Source organism: Terrabacter koreensis (assembly GCF_054783315.1).
In genome coordinates this window covers 68,390-86,183 of the sequence record NZ_BAAGQU010000005.1, presented here as the reverse complement: position 1 = coordinate 86,183, position 17,794 = coordinate 68,390, and the positions used below count along the sequence as shown (strand labels likewise).

At 73.8% G+C, this 17,794-nt stretch carries 12 protein-coding genes; 8 read left to right on the top strand and 4 right to left on the bottom strand.

What is annotated here, in order from left to right:
- Positions 1–16: 16 nt before the first annotated feature.
- Entirely contained in the window at positions 17–1,291 is a 1,275-nt protein-coding gene (locus ACYVNR_RS12655) for an MFS transporter (RefSeq protein WP_461048363.1), read from the top strand.
- On the opposite strand, the gene ACYVNR_RS12650 is transcribed toward ACYVNR_RS12655, so the two are convergent.
- Positions 1,276–2,598 (bottom strand): LVIVD repeat-containing protein, encoded by a 1,323-nt coding sequence (locus tag ACYVNR_RS12650; protein WP_461048362.1) that lies wholly within the window; start codon positions 2,596–2,598, stop codon positions 1,276–1,278. The two genes, ACYVNR_RS12655 and ACYVNR_RS12650, sit on opposite strands and share 16 nt — an antisense overlap.
- 178 nt (positions 2,599–2,776) lie before the next feature.
- On the opposite strand from ACYVNR_RS12650, the gene ACYVNR_RS12645 reads away from it, so the two are divergent.
- Genes ACYVNR_RS12645 through ACYVNR_RS12620 form a run of 6 tightly spaced genes read left to right on the top strand, consistent with a single transcriptional unit; the run spans position 2,777 to position 10,779 of the window.
- On the top strand, positions 2,777–4,093 hold the full coding sequence (locus tag ACYVNR_RS12645; RefSeq protein WP_461048361.1) for an SWIM zinc finger family protein: 1,317 nt from the start codon (positions 2,777–2,779) through the stop codon (positions 4,091–4,093).
- Positions 4,090–5,622 (top strand): DUF5691 domain-containing protein, encoded by a 1,533-nt coding sequence (locus ACYVNR_RS12640; RefSeq protein ID WP_461048360.1) that lies wholly within the window; start codon positions 4,090–4,092, stop codon positions 5,620–5,622. The genes ACYVNR_RS12645 and ACYVNR_RS12640 overlap by 4 nt, the downstream gene beginning before the upstream one ends.
- Positions 5,619–6,716, top strand: coding sequence for an ATP-binding protein (locus ACYVNR_RS12635; protein WP_458798844.1), 1,098 nt, complete (start codon positions 5,619–5,621; stop codon positions 6,714–6,716). Before ACYVNR_RS12640 ends, ACYVNR_RS12635 begins: the two co-directional genes overlap by 4 nt.
- 1 nt (position 6,717) lies before the next feature.
- Positions 6,718–8,973 (top strand): DUF5682 family protein, encoded by a 2,256-nt coding sequence (locus ACYVNR_RS12630; RefSeq protein ID WP_461048359.1) that lies wholly within the window; start codon positions 6,718–6,720, stop codon positions 8,971–8,973.
- Positions 8,970–10,139, top strand: coding sequence for a VWA domain-containing protein (locus tag ACYVNR_RS12625; protein WP_461048358.1), 1,170 nt, complete (start codon positions 8,970–8,972; stop codon positions 10,137–10,139). Before ACYVNR_RS12630 ends, ACYVNR_RS12625 begins: the two co-directional genes overlap by 4 nt.
- A gap of 16 nt (positions 10,140–10,155) precedes the next feature.
- The gene (locus ACYVNR_RS12620) at positions 10,156–10,779 is read left to right on the top strand and encodes a uridine kinase family protein (protein WP_461048357.1); all 624 of its coding nucleotides are present in this window, start codon (positions 10,156–10,158) and stop codon (positions 10,777–10,779) included.
- Between the two features lie 71 nt (positions 10,780–10,850).
- On the opposite strand, the gene ACYVNR_RS12615 is transcribed toward ACYVNR_RS12620, so the two are convergent.
- The 3 genes from ACYVNR_RS12615 to ACYVNR_RS12605 form a co-directional block, all read right to left on the bottom strand.
- Positions 10,851–11,459, bottom strand: a complete 609-nt coding sequence (locus ACYVNR_RS12615) for a thymidine kinase (RefSeq protein WP_045192886.1) — start codon at positions 11,457–11,459, stop codon at positions 10,851–10,853.
- A gap of 43 nt (positions 11,460–11,502) precedes the next feature.
- Positions 11,503–11,976, bottom strand: coding sequence for a DUF4825 domain-containing protein (locus ACYVNR_RS12610; RefSeq protein WP_461048356.1), 474 nt, complete (start codon positions 11,974–11,976; stop codon positions 11,503–11,505).
- Between the two features lie 136 nt (positions 11,977–12,112).
- Positions 12,113–12,256 (bottom strand): hypothetical protein, encoded by a 144-nt coding sequence (locus ACYVNR_RS12605; RefSeq protein WP_461049406.1) that lies wholly within the window; start codon positions 12,254–12,256, stop codon positions 12,113–12,115.
- Here ACYVNR_RS12605 and ACYVNR_RS12600 point away from each other — a divergent pair.
- On the top strand, positions 12,213–17,759 hold the full coding sequence (locus tag ACYVNR_RS12600; protein WP_461048355.1) for an ATP-binding protein: 5,547 nt from the start codon (positions 12,213–12,215) through the stop codon (positions 17,757–17,759). The genes ACYVNR_RS12605 and ACYVNR_RS12600 overlap by 44 nt on opposite strands.
- Positions 17,760–17,794: the final 35 nt, after the last annotated feature.

Sequence of the window (17,794 nt, the reverse complement as noted above, 5' to 3'; positions counted from 1 at the left end):
GCCTAGCGTCGACGGCATGTCCTGGGACGGCCACCTGCCCGAGAGCCGCGAGTACCGGCGCATCCTCGCCGGCCTCGGCGCGGCCGGCATCGCCACCTTCGCGCAGCTCTACTCCCCGCAGGGCCTGCTGCCGACGCTCGCCCGCGGCCTCGGGGTCAGCCCGGCCGATGCCGCGCTCTCGGTGTCGGTCGCCACGCTCGGCGTCGCCGCCGCCGTGCTGCCGTGGTCGTGGGTCGCCGACCGGGTGGGCCGCCTCCGGGCCATGCAGGTCGCGATCGTCGCCTCGACCGCCCTCGGGGTGCTCGTCGCGGTCGCCCCGAACATCGAGGTGCTGCTGGCGCTCCGTCTCGTCGAGGGGATGGCGCTCGGCGGGCTGCCGGCGCTCGCCGTCACCTACCTGCACGACGAGGTGCACGCCCACCACACCGCGGCGGCCGCGGCTGCCTACATCTCCGGCACGACGGTCGGCGGCGCCGCCGGCCGCCTCGTCGCCGGCCCGCTCGCCGGCCTCGTGGGCTGGCGACCCGCCCTGCTCACCGTGGCCGTCGTCTGCGCCGTCGCCTCCGCCGTCTTCCTGCGCCTCATGCCGAAGGCCCGCGGCTACCGCCCGTCCGGCGCGACGGCGCGGTCGGTCGCCGACGGCATACGGGTGAGCCTGCGCGACCCGGCCCTCGTCGCCCTGTGCGTGCAGGGTGCCCTGCTCATGGGCGGGTTCGTCGCCATCTACAACTACCTCGCCTTCCGGCTCGAGGGGCCCGAGTTCGCCCTCCCCGCCACGGTCGGGTCGCTGATCTTCGCCGCGTATGCCGCCGGGACCGTCAGCTCGCGCCTGACCGGCCGTCTCGTGCCGAGGTTCGGGCGACGGCGGGTGCTCGTGGCCGGGACGCTCACCATGGCGACGGGCGCCGGGCTGACGCTCGCGGGAGCGCTGGTCGCCGTCGTCAGCGGTCTTCTCGTGCTCACCGCAGGCTTCTTCGCCGCCCACGCCACGGCCTCGGCCTGGGTCGGGGCTCGCGCGACGACCGGGCGCGCGCAGGCCACGGCGCTCTACAACGTCGCGTACTACAGCGGCTCGGCCGTCGTCGGTTGGGTGCTGGGCTACGCGTGGTCGGGACTCGGCTGGGTCGGCGTCGTCGGCGCCGTCGCCGCGCTGGCGGCCCTGGCCCTCGTCGTGGCGCTCGTCGTGCTGCCCGGAGGGCGCGGCCTTCCCGTCGGACGTGGCGGCGCCCGCGCCGAGGCCGCACGCCTCGACGCGGACGCCACGGGTTTGCCGGGTCAGCCCAGCAGGTAGGTCTGCGTCTGCGGGTTGAGCATCGGCAGCTGCCTCGCCCCGGCCACGGCCTTGTTGCTGAAGCGGAGCGTGTCGACGCCACGCGAGATGTCGTTGGCCACGATGAGCCCGTTGTACCAGTAGGTCGACCACTGGTTGGACTGCATGTCGTAGTAGCCGATCTCCTTGGGAGCAGAGGGGTTCGTCAGGTCGACGACGGACGTGCCGGAGCCGTACGCCGACGACACGAGCACGTAGCGGTCGGCCAGCGGGACGTAGTTGAAGTTGTGGTACGTGCTCGGCTCGGCCCGCGGGATGCGGAGGTGGCTGAGGGCCCGCGACGGGTCGGCGACCGCGTACGTCCACAGCGCGCCGAACGGCTCCTTCGCCGGGCCGAAGTACTCGTCACCGAAGGTGACGTACCTGCCGTCCGGGGTGAACGCGGCCGAGTGCCAGATGTCGACGTCGGGGGTGTCGATGTTCGCGGTGACGACCGGCTGGAGCGGGTTCGAGATGTCCCACAGCTGGCCCTGCGACAGGCAGGCCGCCGCCGCGAGCTTCTTCGGCGCGAGCACCGTGATGTCGTGGCAGGCGAAGAACGGCGTGACGCCCTGCTTGGCCCCGAAGTAGTCGACACCCTTGACCGTCGGCTCGGCCACGACGCGCGCGGAGCGGCCGGCAGCCGCGTCGGTGCCGTCCACCTCGATCACCGAGATCTTCTCGAACGGGGGCTGGCAGTCCGGACCGATGCCGCTGGCGGACAGCGGGTAGGAGGCGACGTAGACGTACGCCTTGCCGCCGTCGGCGGGCACGAGCGTGTTGGTGTGCGAGCCGCAGTCGGTGCGGATGCCCTGGAGGAACACCGGGTCGGCCGGGTCGCTGACGTCGAAGACCCGGACGCCCTCGAACGCGCCGGGCGTCGTCGCCGTGACGTTGCGCGAGCCCTCGCAGCCGACGGTGCTCTGCGGGGTGTCGACCGACAGGAAGAGCAGGTCGCCGTGCACCGTGACGTCGCCCTGCGGCCCGTTGCAGTGCACGTCGGCGAGCTCGACCGGCGAGCCCGGGTCGGCGAGGTCGACGACGCGGAACCCGCCGTAGTGCCCGGCGAAGGCGAGGGTCCCCTTGAAGGCGAGGTCGGAGTTGACCCCACCGGTGTGCTTGTCGGTGCTCAGCAGGTGCATGTCCTTGCTGAAGCCGTCGGCCGCGCTGGCCGGTGGAGGTGGCGGGATGCTCCCGTCGTCCCAGGGCTCGTGAGCGGCGGCAGGCAGGGCGGTCGCCAGGGCGACGACGGCTGCAGCGGCGGCGGCGAGGGTGCGGAGCTGGCGCATGGGTGAGCCTCCTGTGACGGACCGCCCTCCCCCGAGTCGGGAGCGATCGCGGTGTCCGCCGGGGCCGGTCGGCTCCGGCCCGGCCACTCTGGCACGAAACGGACATATCGGCCTGTCGGAACGGCGTCCGTCCCGACCTCCCCGCGCTGTGGGAGGTGTGGGTCATGATGTGCCAGTCATGACCCGATGGACTCGTTGGACCGCAGCCCAGGTGGCCGGCCTGGCCCCCGACGCCTCGTCGCTGGCGGCTGCCCGCAGGCTCGCGCGGCCGGGTCCGTGGTCCGACACGGGGTCGACCGACGTGCTCGTCTGGGGCAAGTGCCAGGGTTCGGGCAAGACGCCCTACCAGGTGAGCGTCGACCTCACCGGGCCCGCGTTCCGGTGCTCGTGCCCGAGCCGCAAGTTCCCGTGCAAGCACGGCCTGGCGCTGCTGCTGCTCTGGGTCGCCGGCTCGGGGGCCGTGGCCGACGCCGCGGAGGCGGCCGGCTTCGCGCAGGAGTGGGCAGCCGAGCGGTCGGCGCGGGCAGGCGCCAAGGCGGCCGGCGACGCGGCCCACCCCACGCGTACGCCTGACCCCGCTGCTGCGGCGAAGCGCCTCGAGGAGCGTCTCGCGCTCATGGACGGCGGCATGGACGACTTCGCCCGCTGGCTCACCGACCTCGCCCGCAGCGGCACGGCGTCGGCCCGCCAGCAGTCCTATACGTGGTGGGACGGCACCGCCGCCCGGCTCGTCGACGCGCAGCTGCCCGGGCTCGCCGACGACGTGCGTGCGGTCGGCGGGGCTATGAGCGGGCGACCGGACTGGGCCGAGCGGCTGCTCGTGGCGCTGGGGCGGTGGTGGACGGCCACGCGGGCGTGGGCGGCTCGCGAGTCGCTCGGCGACGACCAGGTCGGCGACCTCCGCGCCTACCTCGGGTGGTCGGTGAGCAGCGAGTTGGTGCGGCGCGGCGACGCGGTCACCGACCGGTGGCTCGTGCTCGGCGCCCACCGCACCGACGACGGCCGGCTCCAGCAACAGCGCACCTGGCTGCGCGGGCACGCGACGGGCGAGACCGTGCAGGTGCTCGACTTCGCGGCCGGCGGGCAGGTGCTGCCCGTCGCCCGCATCGTCGGGTCGAGCCTCGACGCGACGCTCGCCCGCTACCCGGGGGCGGCCGTGCGCCGTGCCCTCTTCGTCGACGAGCCCGTCGTCGCCGACGCCCCGGGGCGTATGCCGTCCGGCGCGTCCCTCGAGCACGCGCGGTCCGCGGCTGCGGCCGCCTGGGGGCTCAACCCGTGGGCGCGGCGCTGCCCGGTGGTCCTCGACGAGGCCAGGGTCGGGCTCGACCGGGTCGTCGACGCGGAGGGGGCCAGCGTGGCCCTCGCCGACGACGCCGACGTGTGGGCGCTGCTCGCGGTGACGGGAGGCCGGCCCACCCGGCTCTTCGGTGAGCTCGAGGAGGCGCGGCTGCGGCCGCTCACCGTCGTCGTCGACGGCGAGGTGATGGGGCTGTGACCGACCCGATGTCCGGCGTCGACACGTGGTGGCGCGAGGTCGGCAACGCTGCGCTGCTCGGCACCGCCCGCCGGGCCGTGCCCGACCTGCCCGACCTGGGCCCCGCCGGGGTGCGCCCCCGAGAGGTGCCCGGACCGCGCGAGGAGGCGCTGCTCGAGGCGGCCGCGCTCGGCGGGGCGGCGCTCCGGGCGGGCCGGCGGCTCGACCACGCAGCACCGCCGGCGGCCGCGCCCGACGAGACCCGTCCGGTCGCGCCGCGGCGAGCCGTGCAGCTGCTCGAGCTCGTGCTGACCCAGCCACCGGCGGGGGCCGCGCAGCGCGTGGGCCTGCTCGTGCACTGGCTGCGCGCGGCCGACGACGCCGGCTGCCGCGTGCCGCCCGTCGTGCTGCCGCTGCTGCTCGGCATGGCCACTGCGTCACGTGAGCTGCGGCGACCCGCGGCGGCGGTCCTGGGCGAGCGTGGACGCTGGCTCGCGGCGCTGCGCGAGGAGTGGGGATGGGTGGCCGAGGCCACCGCCGGGGCCGAGGCGCGCACGGCGTCGCGGGTGTCGGGAGCCGTTCCTGCCGCCGAGGACTGGGCACGGCTCTCGTCGACCGACCGGGTCGCGGTGCTCGCGTCGGCACGCGCCGTCGACGCCGCCGATGCCCGCGCACTCGTCGAGTCGACGTGGTCGACCGACTCCGCCCGCGACCGGCGCTCGCACCTCGAGGCGCTGCGGGTGGGTCTCGGCGCCGACGACGAGGCACTGCTCGAGGCGGCCCTCGACGACCGCGCCGGAACCGTGCGCGAGGTGGCCGCCGAGCTGCTCGACGCCCTCCCGGGGTCGCGGCGCGCCGCCCGCATGGCCGAGCGGCTTCGGCCTCTCGTCCACCGCACCGGCATGCTCGGACGCGGCGTCGACGTCACCCTGCCCGACGAGCCCGATCCGGCCGCCGTCCGCGACGGGCTCGGCAAGCCGCCCCCGCGCCGCTCCGCTCGCGGGTGGTGGCTCGAGCAGCTGAGTGCCGGCGCCCCGCTCGAGGTGTGGTCCGAGCTGACCGGGGCCGATCCGGCGACGACGGTCAGGCGACTGACCGACGCGCAGCAGCCCGACGTGCTGGCCGGCATACGCCGGGCCGTGCGGGCGCGACGCGACCCGGTGTGGGCGGCGGCGCTGCTCGAGCGCGGCTGGGACGCGACACTCGTCCCCGCCCTGCCGCGCGAGGCGCGAGAGCGCGTGGCCCTGCAGCGCGTCGACGCCACCACCGACCGGGTGCACGAGCTCGGCGCCGTCGTGGGGGCCGTCGACCCGCCGTGGTCACCCGACTTCAGCGTGGCGCTGCTCTCGCGGCTCCGCGCCTCCAAGGTCGGCTCGGCCATGGTGCTCGCGACGATGCCGCACCTGCTCGCCGGACTGCACCCGGTCTCGCTCGACCCGCTCGAGCGCTGGGTCGCCGAGGCCGGCGGCGACCAGGCACTGTCGACCAACCTGCGCAACCTGCTCCAGTTCCACTCCGTCAAGCGATCGATCACCGAGGCCTTCAGATGAGCGAATCCCCCACGTCCGCAACCGTCCTGAGGGCCCACGCCGAGGACGCGTATGCCGCCGAGCTGGCTGCGCTCGCGGCCTCCGACGACCGCCCCCGTCCGCCGCGCTGGCGGCTGTCGCCGTGGGCCGTCACGACCTACCTGCTCGGTGGCACCCTCGACGACGGCACCGAGATCACGCCGAAGTACCTCGGGTCGCGCCGGCTCATGGAGGTCGCGGTCGCGTCACTGGCGACCGACCGGGCACTGCTGCTGCTCGGCGTGCCCGGCACCGCGAAGACGTGGGTCGGCGAGCACCTCGCCGCCGCCGTCAGCGGGTCGTCGAAGCTCGTCGTCCAGGGCACGGCCGGCACTCCGGAGGAGTCGCTGCGCTACGGCTGGAACTACGCCCGGCTGCTCGCCGAGGGCCCGACCCGCGCCGCGCTCGTGCCGAGCCCCGTCATGCGGGCCATGGAGACCGGCGCGCTCGTGCGCATCGAGGAGCTCACCCGCATCCCCGCCGACGTGCAGGACGCCCTCATCACGATCCTGTCGGAGAAGACGCTGCCCATCCCCGAGCTCGACACCCAGGTGCAGGCGCAGCAGGGCTTCAACGTCATCGCCACGGCCAACAACCGCGACAAGGGCGTCAACGACCTGTCCTCGGCCCTCAAGCGCCGCTTCAACACCCTCGTGCTGCCGCTGCCCGACTCGCTCGAGCAGGAGGTCGAGATCGTGCGCACCCGAGTCGACTCCCTCGGGCGCTCGCTCGAGCTGCCCGCCGGCCTCGAGTCGCTCGCCGAGATCGAGCGGGTCGTGACGGTCTTCCGCGAGCTGCGCGCGGGCGTCACCGCCGACCAGCGCACCACGGTGAAGTCGCCGTCGGCCACGCTGTCCACGGCCGAGGCGATCTCGGTCATGACCAACGGGCTGTCGCTCGCAGCGCACTTCGGCGACGGCGTCGTGCGCGCCGACGACGTCGCGGCCGGGCTCGTCGGCGCCGTCGTCAAGGACCCGGTCCAGGACCGCATCGTCTGGCAGGAGTACCTCGAGACGGTCGTCAAGGACCGCCCCGAGTGGACCGACCTCTACCGCGCCTGCCGCGAGCTCGGCTGAGATGACCCGCGTGGAGGTGCTCGGCGTCCGGCACCACGGACCCGGCTCGGCGCGCTCGGTGGAGCAGGCGCTCGACGAGCTGAAGCCCGACGTCGTCCTCATCGAGGGGCCGCCCGAGCTCGACGCCCTCATCCCGCTGGCCGCCGACCCCGACCTCGTGCCCCCGGTCGCCGGGCTCGTCTACGCCGTCGACGAGCCGAGGAAGGCCGCCTTCTACCCGTTCGCGGTGTTCTCGCCCGAGTGGGTGGCGCTCCAGTGGGCGCTCGCGCACGAGGTGGACGTCCGGTTCGCCGACCTGCCGGCGACCCACTTCCTCGCCGGCACCCCCGACGGCACCCCCGACGGCTCGGACGACGGCTCGGACGACGACGAGAGCGAGCGGCGTCCTCGCCGACGTCGCGGCAGTCGGCCCGACCCGATCACGGCGCTCGCGACGGCGGCCGGCTACGACGACCCCGAGCGCTGGTGGGAGGACGCGATCGAGCACCGGCGCACCTCGTCGCTCGCCCATTTCGCCCACCTCCGCGAGGCGATGCAGGGCGTGCGCGGTGACCTCGACGTCGACGACGACGACCGACGAGAAGCGTTCATGCGCAAGGTGATCCGGTCTGAGATCAAGGCAGGCCGCGAGCGGGTCGCGTTCGTCTGCGGCGCCTACCACGCGCCTGCCCTCGACCCCGCGGCGTTCCCGCCGGTCGGCCGCGACAACGCGCTGCTCAGCAAGCTGCCCAAGGTCAAGGTCGCCGCGACGTGGGCGCCGTGGAGCTCCGGCCGGCTCGCGTACGCCAGTGGCTACGGTGCCGGCGTCCGCTCGCCGGGGTGGTACCAGCACCTCTTCGTCACTCCCGACGACGAGGTCGTGCCGTCGTGGTTCGTCCGCGTCGCGCGGGCCCTGCGCGGCGAGAACCTCGACGCGTCCACGGCATCCGTCGTCGAGGCGACCAGGCTCGCGGGCGCGCTGGCCGCCGTGCGGGGTCGGCCGTCCGTCGGGCTGAGCGAGCTCACCGACGCCGCCCGCGCCGTGCTCACCGAGGGCGCCGACCTGCCGCTGCGGCTCATCGACCGCACGCTCGTCATCGGCGAGGAGCTCGGCCGGGTGCCCGAGTCGACGCCGATGGTGCCGCTCGCGAGCGACCTCGCCAAGCTGCAGAAGTCGTTGCGGCTCAAGGTCTCAGCGACGTCGGCGGTCGTCCAGCTCGACCTCCGCCGCGAGTCGCAGCTGGCGCGCTCGGTGCTGCTCCACCGGCTCGCCGTCCTCGACGTCCACTGGGGCGCCCAGGTCGACGCCGGCCGGTCGACGGGCACCTTCAAGGAGGCGTGGGAGCTCGAGTGGACCCCCGAGCTCGCCGTCGCCGTCATCGAGGCGAGCCTGCACGGCACGACCGTTCGCAGCGCCGCCGAGTCGAAGGTCGCCGAGGAGGCCGAGCAGGCCTCCGACCTGGGCGTGCTCGGCGGCCTCATCGAGCAGTGCCTGCTCGCCGACCTGCCCGACGGTCTGCGCGCCGTCGTCGCCGCCCTCGCCGACCGCACGGCGCGCCAGCACGACACCCAGGCCCTCCTCGAGACCGTCGAGCCACTGGCCCGCACGTGCCGCTACGGCGACGTCCGTGGCGTCGACGTCGCCGACGTGACGCACGTGCTCCAGACCGTCGTCGTGCGCGCGTCGATCGGCCTGCGGGCCGCCTGTGCGAGCCTCGACGACGACAGCGCCGACCGCATGCGCAAGGCCGTCGAGGCGGCGCACCGCGGCATCGCCCTCGTCGACCGCGACGACCTGCGCGACCCGTGGCACGAGGCCCTGCTCGCCGTCGGTCGCGACGAGGTGATCCACGGGGCCGTGTCCGGCCGGGTCAACCGCCTGCTGCTCGACGGCGGGCTGCTCGAGCACGCCGAGGCTGCCGCCCGGCTGAGCCGGCGCCTGTCGCCCGGCACACCCGCGCCCGCCGCCGCGTCCTGGCTCGACGGCTTCCTCACCGGCGAGGCGCTGCTCCTCGTCCACGGCGACGACCTGCTCCAGATCATCGACGAGTGGCTCGTCGATGCGTCCGAGGAGTCGTTCGAGGACCTGCTGCCCCTCGTGCGCCGCACCTTCTCGCGCTACCAGCCCGCCGAACGCCGCCTCATCGGAGGACACCTGCGCGACCTGGCCAGCGGCACGCGTACCTCCTCGGTGTCGTCGACCGACGTCGACCTCGACCGCGCGGCCCCCGCCATCGCGGCCGTCGCCCGCCTGCTCGGACTGGAGGTGGCCTCGTGAGCGAGGAACGCGACCGACTGACCCGCTGGCGGCTCGTGCTCGGCGGCGAGCAGTCCGACGGCATCGGCGAGGCGGCGAGCCTCGACGCCGACGACCTCAAGCGCGACGAGGCGCTGCGCGAGCTCTACGACGGCGAGCGCCGCAGCGGGCTCGGCGCGTCCGCGCCCAAGGTGGCGCGCTGGCTCGGCGACATCCGCGGCTACTTCCCGTCGTCGGTCGTGCAGGTCATGCAGGCCGACGCGATGGATCGGCTCGGCCTGACCCAGCTGCTCCTCGAGCCCGAGCTCATGGAGGCCGTGCAGCCCGACATCAACCTCGTCTCGACGCTCGTCGGCCTGAACCGCGTCATCCCGGAGCGCTCCCGCGCCACGGCCCGGGCGGTCGTGCGCGTCGTCACCGACGAGCTCGAGGAACGCCTGCGGGCCGAGACGGTGCAGGCCGTCACCGGCGCGCTCGACCGGGCCGCGCGCACTCGCCGGCCGCGGCACTCCGACATCGACTGGAACCGCACGGTCGCGGCCAACCTCAAGCACTACCAGCCCGAGCACCGCACGGTCGTGCCCGAACGCCTCGTCGGCTACGCCCGGCGCGCGCACCGCGTCGAGCGGCGGATCATCCTCTGCATCGACCAGTCCGGCTCGATGGCCGAGTCGGTCGTCTACTCCAGCGTCTTCGGCGCCGTGCTCGCGTCGCTGCGGTCGGTCGACACCAAGCTCGTCGTCTTCGACACGGCCGTCGTCGACCTCACCGACGAGCTCGACGACCCCGTCGACGTGCTCTTCGGCGTCCAGCTCGGCGGCGGCACCGACATCAACCGGGCACTCGCCTACTGCGAGGGACTCGTCGAGCAGCCGGCCGACACGATCCTCGTGCTCATCAGCGACCTCTACGAGGGCGGCATCGCCGAGGAGATGGTGCGTCGCGCGTCCTCCATCGTCGCCTCGGGGGCCACGATGGTCGCCCTCCTCGCGCTCAGCGACTCCGGGCGGCCGAGCTTCGACGCGAACCACGCAGCGGCGCTGGCGGCGGTCGGGGTGCCGGCCTTCGCGTGCACGCCCGACCGCTTCCCCGACCTCATGGCCACGGCGATCGAGAGGCGCGACATCACCGCCTGGGCGGCCGCCAACGACATCGTCACGACGCACGAGCCCGACCCGGCTCCCTGACGGCATACTCGCGGGCATGCACCTGCACCCGGAGGAGCCCGAGGTCGCGTCGTGGCAGCCCGTGGACGACGCGACCCTCACCGCGACCCTGAGCGACCTGTTGACGAGCGACCGGCCGGTGCTGCTCGTCGACGGACGATCCGGCGGCGGCAAGACCACCTTCGCCGAGCGGGCGGCCCACCTGCTCGGCGGCGCCGTCGTCCACGCCGACGACCTCGCCTGGCACCACGACCTGACGGCGTGGGACGACCTCGCGATCGAGCACGTCATCGGGCCCTGGCGCCGCGGCGAGGAGATCTCCTACCGGCCGCCCGGCTGGGTCGCCAGGGGCCGTGACGGGCAGGTGCGCGTGCCCGACGACGTACGCGTGCTCGTCCTCGAGGGGGTCGGCGCGGGCCGTGCGTCCATCGCCGACCACGCGGACGCCGTCGTGTGGGTGCAGTCGGACCGTGACCTCGCGCGCGAGCGCGGGCTACGACGCGACGTCGAGCTCGGCCGGACGCCCGCCGAGGCCGAGGCGTTCTGGGACGAGTACGCCGCGTCGGAGGAGCCCTTCCTCGCCGCCGACCGCCCGTGGGAGCGGGCGGCACTGCTGGTCAACGGCACGGCCGGCGAGCCGCTCGTCCACGTCAGGGCCTGAGCGCGGCGACGGCCTCGACCTCGGCGAGCGAGGGTCCGGCGTGAGGACCCCGGCGCGCCCGAGCGGGCGGGTCAGGTCGTCGCTGGTCGCACGAAGCACGAGCGGCAGCGCGCCTCGTAGGTGAAGGTGCCGTCGTCGGGCAGGGCCTCGGAGCCGCCGAGGTGGTCGAGGAACGGCTCGCCGGAGCGGAGCACCTGGGTGTGCGTGGCGCTGAAGTCGCGACACTGGTCGCACACTGCACGGCGGTAGGTCACGGTGTCGGGCCCGAGCTCGAGCAGTGCCCGCACCGGCGCGAAGAGCTCGCCCCGGTGGTCGAGGTCGATGCCCGCGACGACGACACGGGTGCCGCGGCGCAGCAGCCGGTCGACGACCGCGACGTCGTCGAGGTCGAACATGTGCACCTCGTCGACGGCGACGACGTCGAGCTGCTCGTCGAGAGCCTCGTGCAGGCTCGCGACCTTCGTCGTGGTGAGGCTGCCACCGCTGCGGGAGGTGACGCCGGCGTCACGGACGTGCCGCTCGGACTGGTAGACGCGGTGACGCACGCGCGTGAACTGCAGGGGCGAGAGCAGCGAGACGAGGGCGAGGCTCTTGCCGGACTTCATCGGCCCGAGGACGACGTCGAGCGACACCTCGGATGCGGTGCGGACGGCCTGCCTGACGTCGTCGATCGTGGTCACGAGCGAGAACGCTATCGGCCGCCGGTGTCAGTCCCCACCGGCCTCAGTCGTCGAGCGCGTCCACGTAGGCCGTCAGCTGCTCGTGGTCGCGGCCGAGCCTCTTCACGTCGTAGCCGAGCTGCGTGCTCGCCTGCGCGGACGTGAGGTCGAACGACCGGCCGGGAGCCTCGACGTGCACCGTGCCGAGGTTGCCGATGGTCCCGAGCAGCAGCGTCGACGGCGACGTGAAGTCGATGCTGTCGACCGGCCTGGGCAGGTCCTCGTCGAAGGTGATGGTGAGGCCGTACGGCTTCGCGGCGGTCTGCAGCGAGATCGTGTAGGAGCCGTCGGGGCCGAAGCCGGCCGCCCGCGTCAGCCAGATGACACGGGAGTTGTCGCCGACGAAGTCGGTGCGCTGCTTCCAGAGCTGGTCCGCGCGGTCGGGCGCCGCAGCCCCGGACGACGAGGCGTCGGACGAGGTGCACCCGGCGAGGGCGATGCCACCGAGGAGCACTGCGGCGATGGAGCGTCTGAACATGTCGGTCCCCTGTCGTCGGGCCGTCGGACCCGTTCCTGTCGCCGCCCGTCCGGCCGGCGCAGTCTGGCAGATGCGAGCCGTGGAGAGACGGTTCCACGAGGCGTGACGGCAATCCTGCGTGATGTCGAGGCGATGTCTACTCGCGGGTCGCCATGGATGAGTGGAAGGCTGCGGGTGTGGCGTGACGAGCGCCACGCGCCCTGCCGGGCGCAAGCACGACGAAGGAGACCTGCTCGATGATCTCGCGGATCGCGATCGTCAACCGCGGTGAGGCTGCCATGCGCCTCATCCACGCCGTGCGTGACCTCAACGCGGGCGCCGGCCCCGGCGGTCACCGCATCGAGACGATCGCCTTGCACACCGAGGGCGAGCGGCGGGCCATGTTCGTGCGCGAGAGCGACCACGCGTACGACCTCGGGCCGGCCTCGGCGCGGCCCTACCTCGACTACGCCGTCCTCGAGCGCGCCCTGCGCGAGACCGGCGCCGACGCGGCGTGGGTCGGCTGGGGCTTCGTCGCCGAGCACCCGGCCTTCGCCGAGCTGTGCGACCGCATCGGCGTCACCTTCATCGGGCCGAGCGCCGAGGCGATGACCAAGCTCGGCGACAAGATCGGCAGCAAGCTCATCGCCGAGGAGGTCGGCGTGCCCGTCGCGCCGTGGAGCCGCGGCGGTGTCGACACCCTCGACGAGGCGAAGGCCGCGGCCGCGCGCATCGGCTACCCCCTCATGCTCAAGGCGACCGCCGGCGGTGGTGGCCGCGGCATCCGCCGCGTCGACTCCGACGCCGACCTCACCGACGCGTACGAGCGCACCCGCGACGAGGCCGAGCGCGCCTTCGGCTCGGGCGTCGTCTTCCTCGAGAAGCTCGTCACCGGCGCCCGCCACATCGAGGTGCAGGTCATCGCCGACGGGCAGGGCACCGCGTGGGCCGTCGGCGTGCGCGACTGCTCCGTGCAGCGCCGCAACCAGAAGGTCATCGAGGAGTCCGCCTCGCCGGTGCTCAGCGCCGATCAGGCTCAGGAGGTCAAGGACAGCGCCGAGCGGCTCGCGATCGCCGTGGGCTACGCCGGCGCCGGCACGGTCGAGTTCCTCTACCACCCGGGCGAGAAGTTCTTCGCCTTCCTCGAGGTCAACACCCGCCTCCAGGTCGAGCACCCGATCACCGAGGCCGTCACCGACACCGACCTCGTCAAGCTGCAGATCCACGTCGCGAACGGCGGCCGGCTCGACAAGCTCCCGCAGGGACGTCCCACCGAGCGCGGTCACGCCGTCGAGGCCCGGCTCAACGCCGAGGACCCCGACCGCGACTTCGCGCCCAGCCCGGGCCGCATCAGCCTGCTCCAGTTCCCCGCCGGCCCCGGCATCCGCGTCGACACCGGTGTGGGCGAGGGCGACTCGATCCCCGCCGACTTCGACTCGATGATCGCCAAGATCATCGCCTACGGTCGCGACCGCGACGAGGCGCTGGCCCGCCTGCGCCGCGCCATGGCCGAGACGACGGTCGTCATCGACGGCGGCTCGACGAACAAGAGCTTCATCCTCGACCTGCTCGACCAGCCCGAGATCATCGACGGCTCGGCCGACACCGGCTGGATCGACCGCGTGCGGGCCGAGGGCCGCCTCGTCTCGCACCGCCACTCCGGCATCGCGCTCGTCGCCGCCGGCATCGAGGCCTACGAGGACGCCGAGGCCATCGAGCGGGCCCGCCTGCTCGAGTCGGCGCGTGGCGGCCGCCCACAGGTCCAGCACGCCGTCGGTCGCGCCATCGACCTCAAGCTGCGCGGCACGGCCTACAAGGTCATGGTGCTGCGCACGGCCGGCCACCGCTACCGCGTCAGCATCACCAACGGCGCCGAGCCGCACGTCGTCGACGCGACCATCGACCGCATCGACGAGTATGCCGGCCGCATCGTCGTCGAGGGCCGCTCCCACCGCCTCGTCACCGCCACCCACGGCCCCGTCCACCTCATCGAGGTCGACGGCGTCACCCACCGCGTCAGCCGCGACGAAGGCGGTGTCGTGCGCTCCCCGGCGCCCGCGCTCGTCGTCGCCACCCCCGTCCAGGTCGGCGCCGAGGTCGCCGCGGGCGCGCCCGTGCTCGTGCTCGAGTCGATGAAGATGGAGACGGTGCTGCCGGCGCCGTTCCCCGCGAGGGTGCGCGAGCTGCTCGTCGCGGTGGGCAGCCAGGTCGAGACGGGCGCGCCCCTCGTGCGCCTCGAGCCCACCGGCGACGAGGCCGAGGTCGCCGACGCGGCTGCCGACGACGCAGCCGTCGACCTCGACCTGCCCGACTCGAGCGCCCACACCGCGACCGCCCGCGAGCGGGTGGTCCGCGGCATCGAGGACCTCTCCGCCAGCGTCCTCGGCTTCGACGGCGACCCGAGCGGCGACGCGAGGATGCTCTCGGGCTACCTCGAGGCCCGCGACACCGTCGCCTCGGAGGGCGCCGTGCCGCTCGCCGAGGAGATCGCGATCCTCGAGCTCATCACCGACTTCGCCGAGCTGAGCCGCAACCGCCCGGCGGCCGAGGAGCGCCACACCGAGCTGCTCGTGCACAGCCCCCGCGAGCACTTCCACTCCTACCTGCAGAGCCTCGACGTCGACCGCGCCGGGCTCTCGGCCGACTTCCAGGACAAGCTCGCCCGCGTGCTGCGCCACTACGGCGTCACCGACTTCGAGCGCACGCCCGACCTCGAGGAGGCGGTCTTCCGCATCTTCCTCGCGCAGCAGCGCTCGGCCCCCGAGGTGCAGCTCGCGACGTCGATCCTCCAGCGGTGGCTGGCCGAGCCCATCCCGGCGGCGCCGCTCGACGTCGCCGCCCGCGACGCGCTCGACCGCCTCGTCGTCGCGACCCAGCTCCGCTTCCCCGTCATCGGCGACCTCGCCCGCAGCGTGCGGTTCCGCTGGTTCGACCAGCCCCTCGTCGACGAGGACCGTGCGGGCGTGCTCTCGGGAGTCCGCGACAAGGTGGCCGCGCTCGCCGCCGACCCCGAGGCGCCCGATCGCACCGCCCGCGTCGACGAGCTCGCCGCGATCCCCGAGCAGATCGTGCGCTTCCTCGCCGAGCGGCTGCACGAGTCGGTCGACAGCGACACGGGTCTGCAGCGCCACGAGCCGATGCTCGAGGTGCTCATCAAGCGCCACTATCGCGAGCACGAGCTGCACGCGCTGCGCACCTTCACCGAGGGTGGCCGGCCCTTCGCCACGGCCGACTACACCCTCGACGACCGGCCGACGCACCTCACGACGAGCATCGGCTCCGTCGACGAGCTCGTGCCCGGCAGCGCCCTCGACGCGGCCGTCTCGGCCGACGTGTGGGCCCGCACCGAGGGCAGCCAGTCGGTCGTCGACCTCTACCTGCGCTGGGCCGACGAGCCGCAGTCGCCCGACGAGGCGAGCGACCGTCTCGCGGCGCTGCTCCAGGAGCTGCCCTTCGCGCACGACACCCGCCGCGTCGCGGTGTGCGTCAGCGGCGGCACCGACCGCCACGTCGACTACTTCACGTTCCGGCCGGTCGACGGCGCCCTCGTCGAGGACCGCCTCGTCCGCGGCGTGCACCCGATGGTCGGTCGACGCCTCAACCTGTGGCGGCTCTCGGCGTTCGACGTGACGCGCCTCGATGCCCCCGAGGACGTCCTGCTCTACGAGTGCGTGGCCAAGGACAACCCCGACGACACGCGTCTCGTCGCCCTCGCCCAGGTGCGCCAGGTCGTCGTCGTGCGCGACGAGGCCGGGCAGGTCTCCGGCCTGCCGCACGTCGAGCGCGCCATCGCGAACTGCCTCGAGGCGATCCGACGGGTCCGCGCCTCGCGCGGCCAACGAGCCTCGAAGCTCGACATGAACCACGTGTGGGTGCAGATCTGGCCGACCATCGAGGCCGACCTGGGACAGCTGACGGCGCTGCGCAGCAAGATCGCCCCCGTCACCGCCGGGGCCGGCATCGAGGAGGTGCTCGTGCAGGCGACGGTCGCCGGCACGCCCGACGCCGCGCCGCTCGCCATCGCGGGTCGCTTCTACTACCAGCCGGGTTCGGGTGTCGTCGCCTCCGTCGGCGCCCCGCCCACCGAGCCGCTCAAGCCCCTCGACGACTACGCGTCGAAGGTCGTCCGGGCCCGCCGCCGCGGGCTCGTCTACCCGTACGAGCTGCAGTCGATGATCGCCGGTGACGGCGGCACCGTCGTCGAGCACGACCTCGACGACACCGGCGCGCTCGTGCCGGTCGACCGCCCGCAGGGCCTCAACAAGGCCGGCATCATCGTCGCCGTCGTCACGTCGCCCACCGTGCGCCACCCCGAGGGCGTGACCCGCGTCGTGCTGTCGGGCGACCCGCTGCGGTCGCTCGGCTCGGTCGCCGAGGCCGAGTGCGCTCGGGTCATCGCGGCGATCGACCTCGCCGAGCAGATGCGCGTGCCGCTCGAGTGGTACTCCCTGTCGGCCGGCGCCCGCATCTCGATGGACTCCGGCACCGAGAACATGGACTGGGTGGCCCGCGCCCTCAAGCGGATCATCGAGTTCACGCAGGCCGGCGGCGAGATCAACATCGTCGTCGCCGGCATCAACGTCGGCGCCCAGCCCTACTGGAACGCCGAGGCGACGATGCTCATGCACACCAAGGGCATCCTCGTCATGACGCCCGACAGCGCCATGGTGCTCACCGGCAAGCAGTCGCTCGACTTCTCGGGCGGCGTCAGCGCCGAGGACAACTTCGGCATCGGTGGCTACGACCGCGTCATGGGCCCCAACGGCCAGGCGCAGTACTGGGCCAAGGACCTCGCCGGCGCCCGCGACATCCTCATGGCGCACTACGACCACGCGTACGTCGCCCCGGGCGAGTCGGGTCCGCGGCGCGTGCCGACGAGCGACCCGACCCACCGCGACGTGACGCTCTACCCGCACGACGCGCCGGGGTCGGACTTCAAGACGGTCGGCGAGATCTTCAGCTCGCTCACCAACCCCGACCGCAAGAAGCCGTTCGACATCCGCACGCTGATGCGCGCCGTCTCCGACCAGGACCACGAGACGCTCGAGCGCTGGGCCGGCATGGCCGACGCCGAGACCGCCGTCGTGCAGGACGCCCACCTCGCGGGCATCCCGGTGACGCTCATCGGGATCGAGAGCAAGTCCGTGGCACGGCGCGGGTTCCCGCCCACCGACGGCCCCGACACCTACACGGCGGGCACGCTCTTCCCGCGCTCGTCGAAGAAGGTCGCCCGGGCCATCAACGCCGCGAGCGGCAACCGGCCCGCCGTCGTGCTGGCCAACCTGTCGGGCTTCGACGGGTCACCGGAGTCGATGCGGGCCCTGCAGCTCGAGTACGGCGCCGAGATCGGGCGGGCCATCGTCAACTTCGACGGACCGATCGTCTTCACCGTCGTCTCGCGCTACCACGGCGGCGCGTTCGTGGTCTTCTCCAAGACGCTCAACCCGCGCATGACCGTGCTCGCCGTCGAGGGCTCCTTCGCGTCGGTGCTCGGCGGGGCGCCGGCGGCGGCCGTCGTGTTCTCGCGCGACGTCGACGCCCGCACCGCCTCCGACCCGCGCATCACCGAGCTGGAGGCGCAGGTCGCGGCGGCGTCGGGTGTCGAGCGCGCCCGCCTGGCGACTGAGCTCGCCGACCTGCGCACGTCGGTGCGCGCCGAGAAGCTGAGCCAGGTCGCGTCGGAGTTCGACGCGGTGCACAGCATCCACCGCGCCGTCTCCGTCGGTTCCGTCGACGCCGTCATCGGGGCGCACGAGATGCGTCCACGCATCATCGCCGCCCTCGAGGCCGGACTCGAGGGCTAGCCTGAGGCGGGTCCCCAGGGCTGGCCTCGGGACCC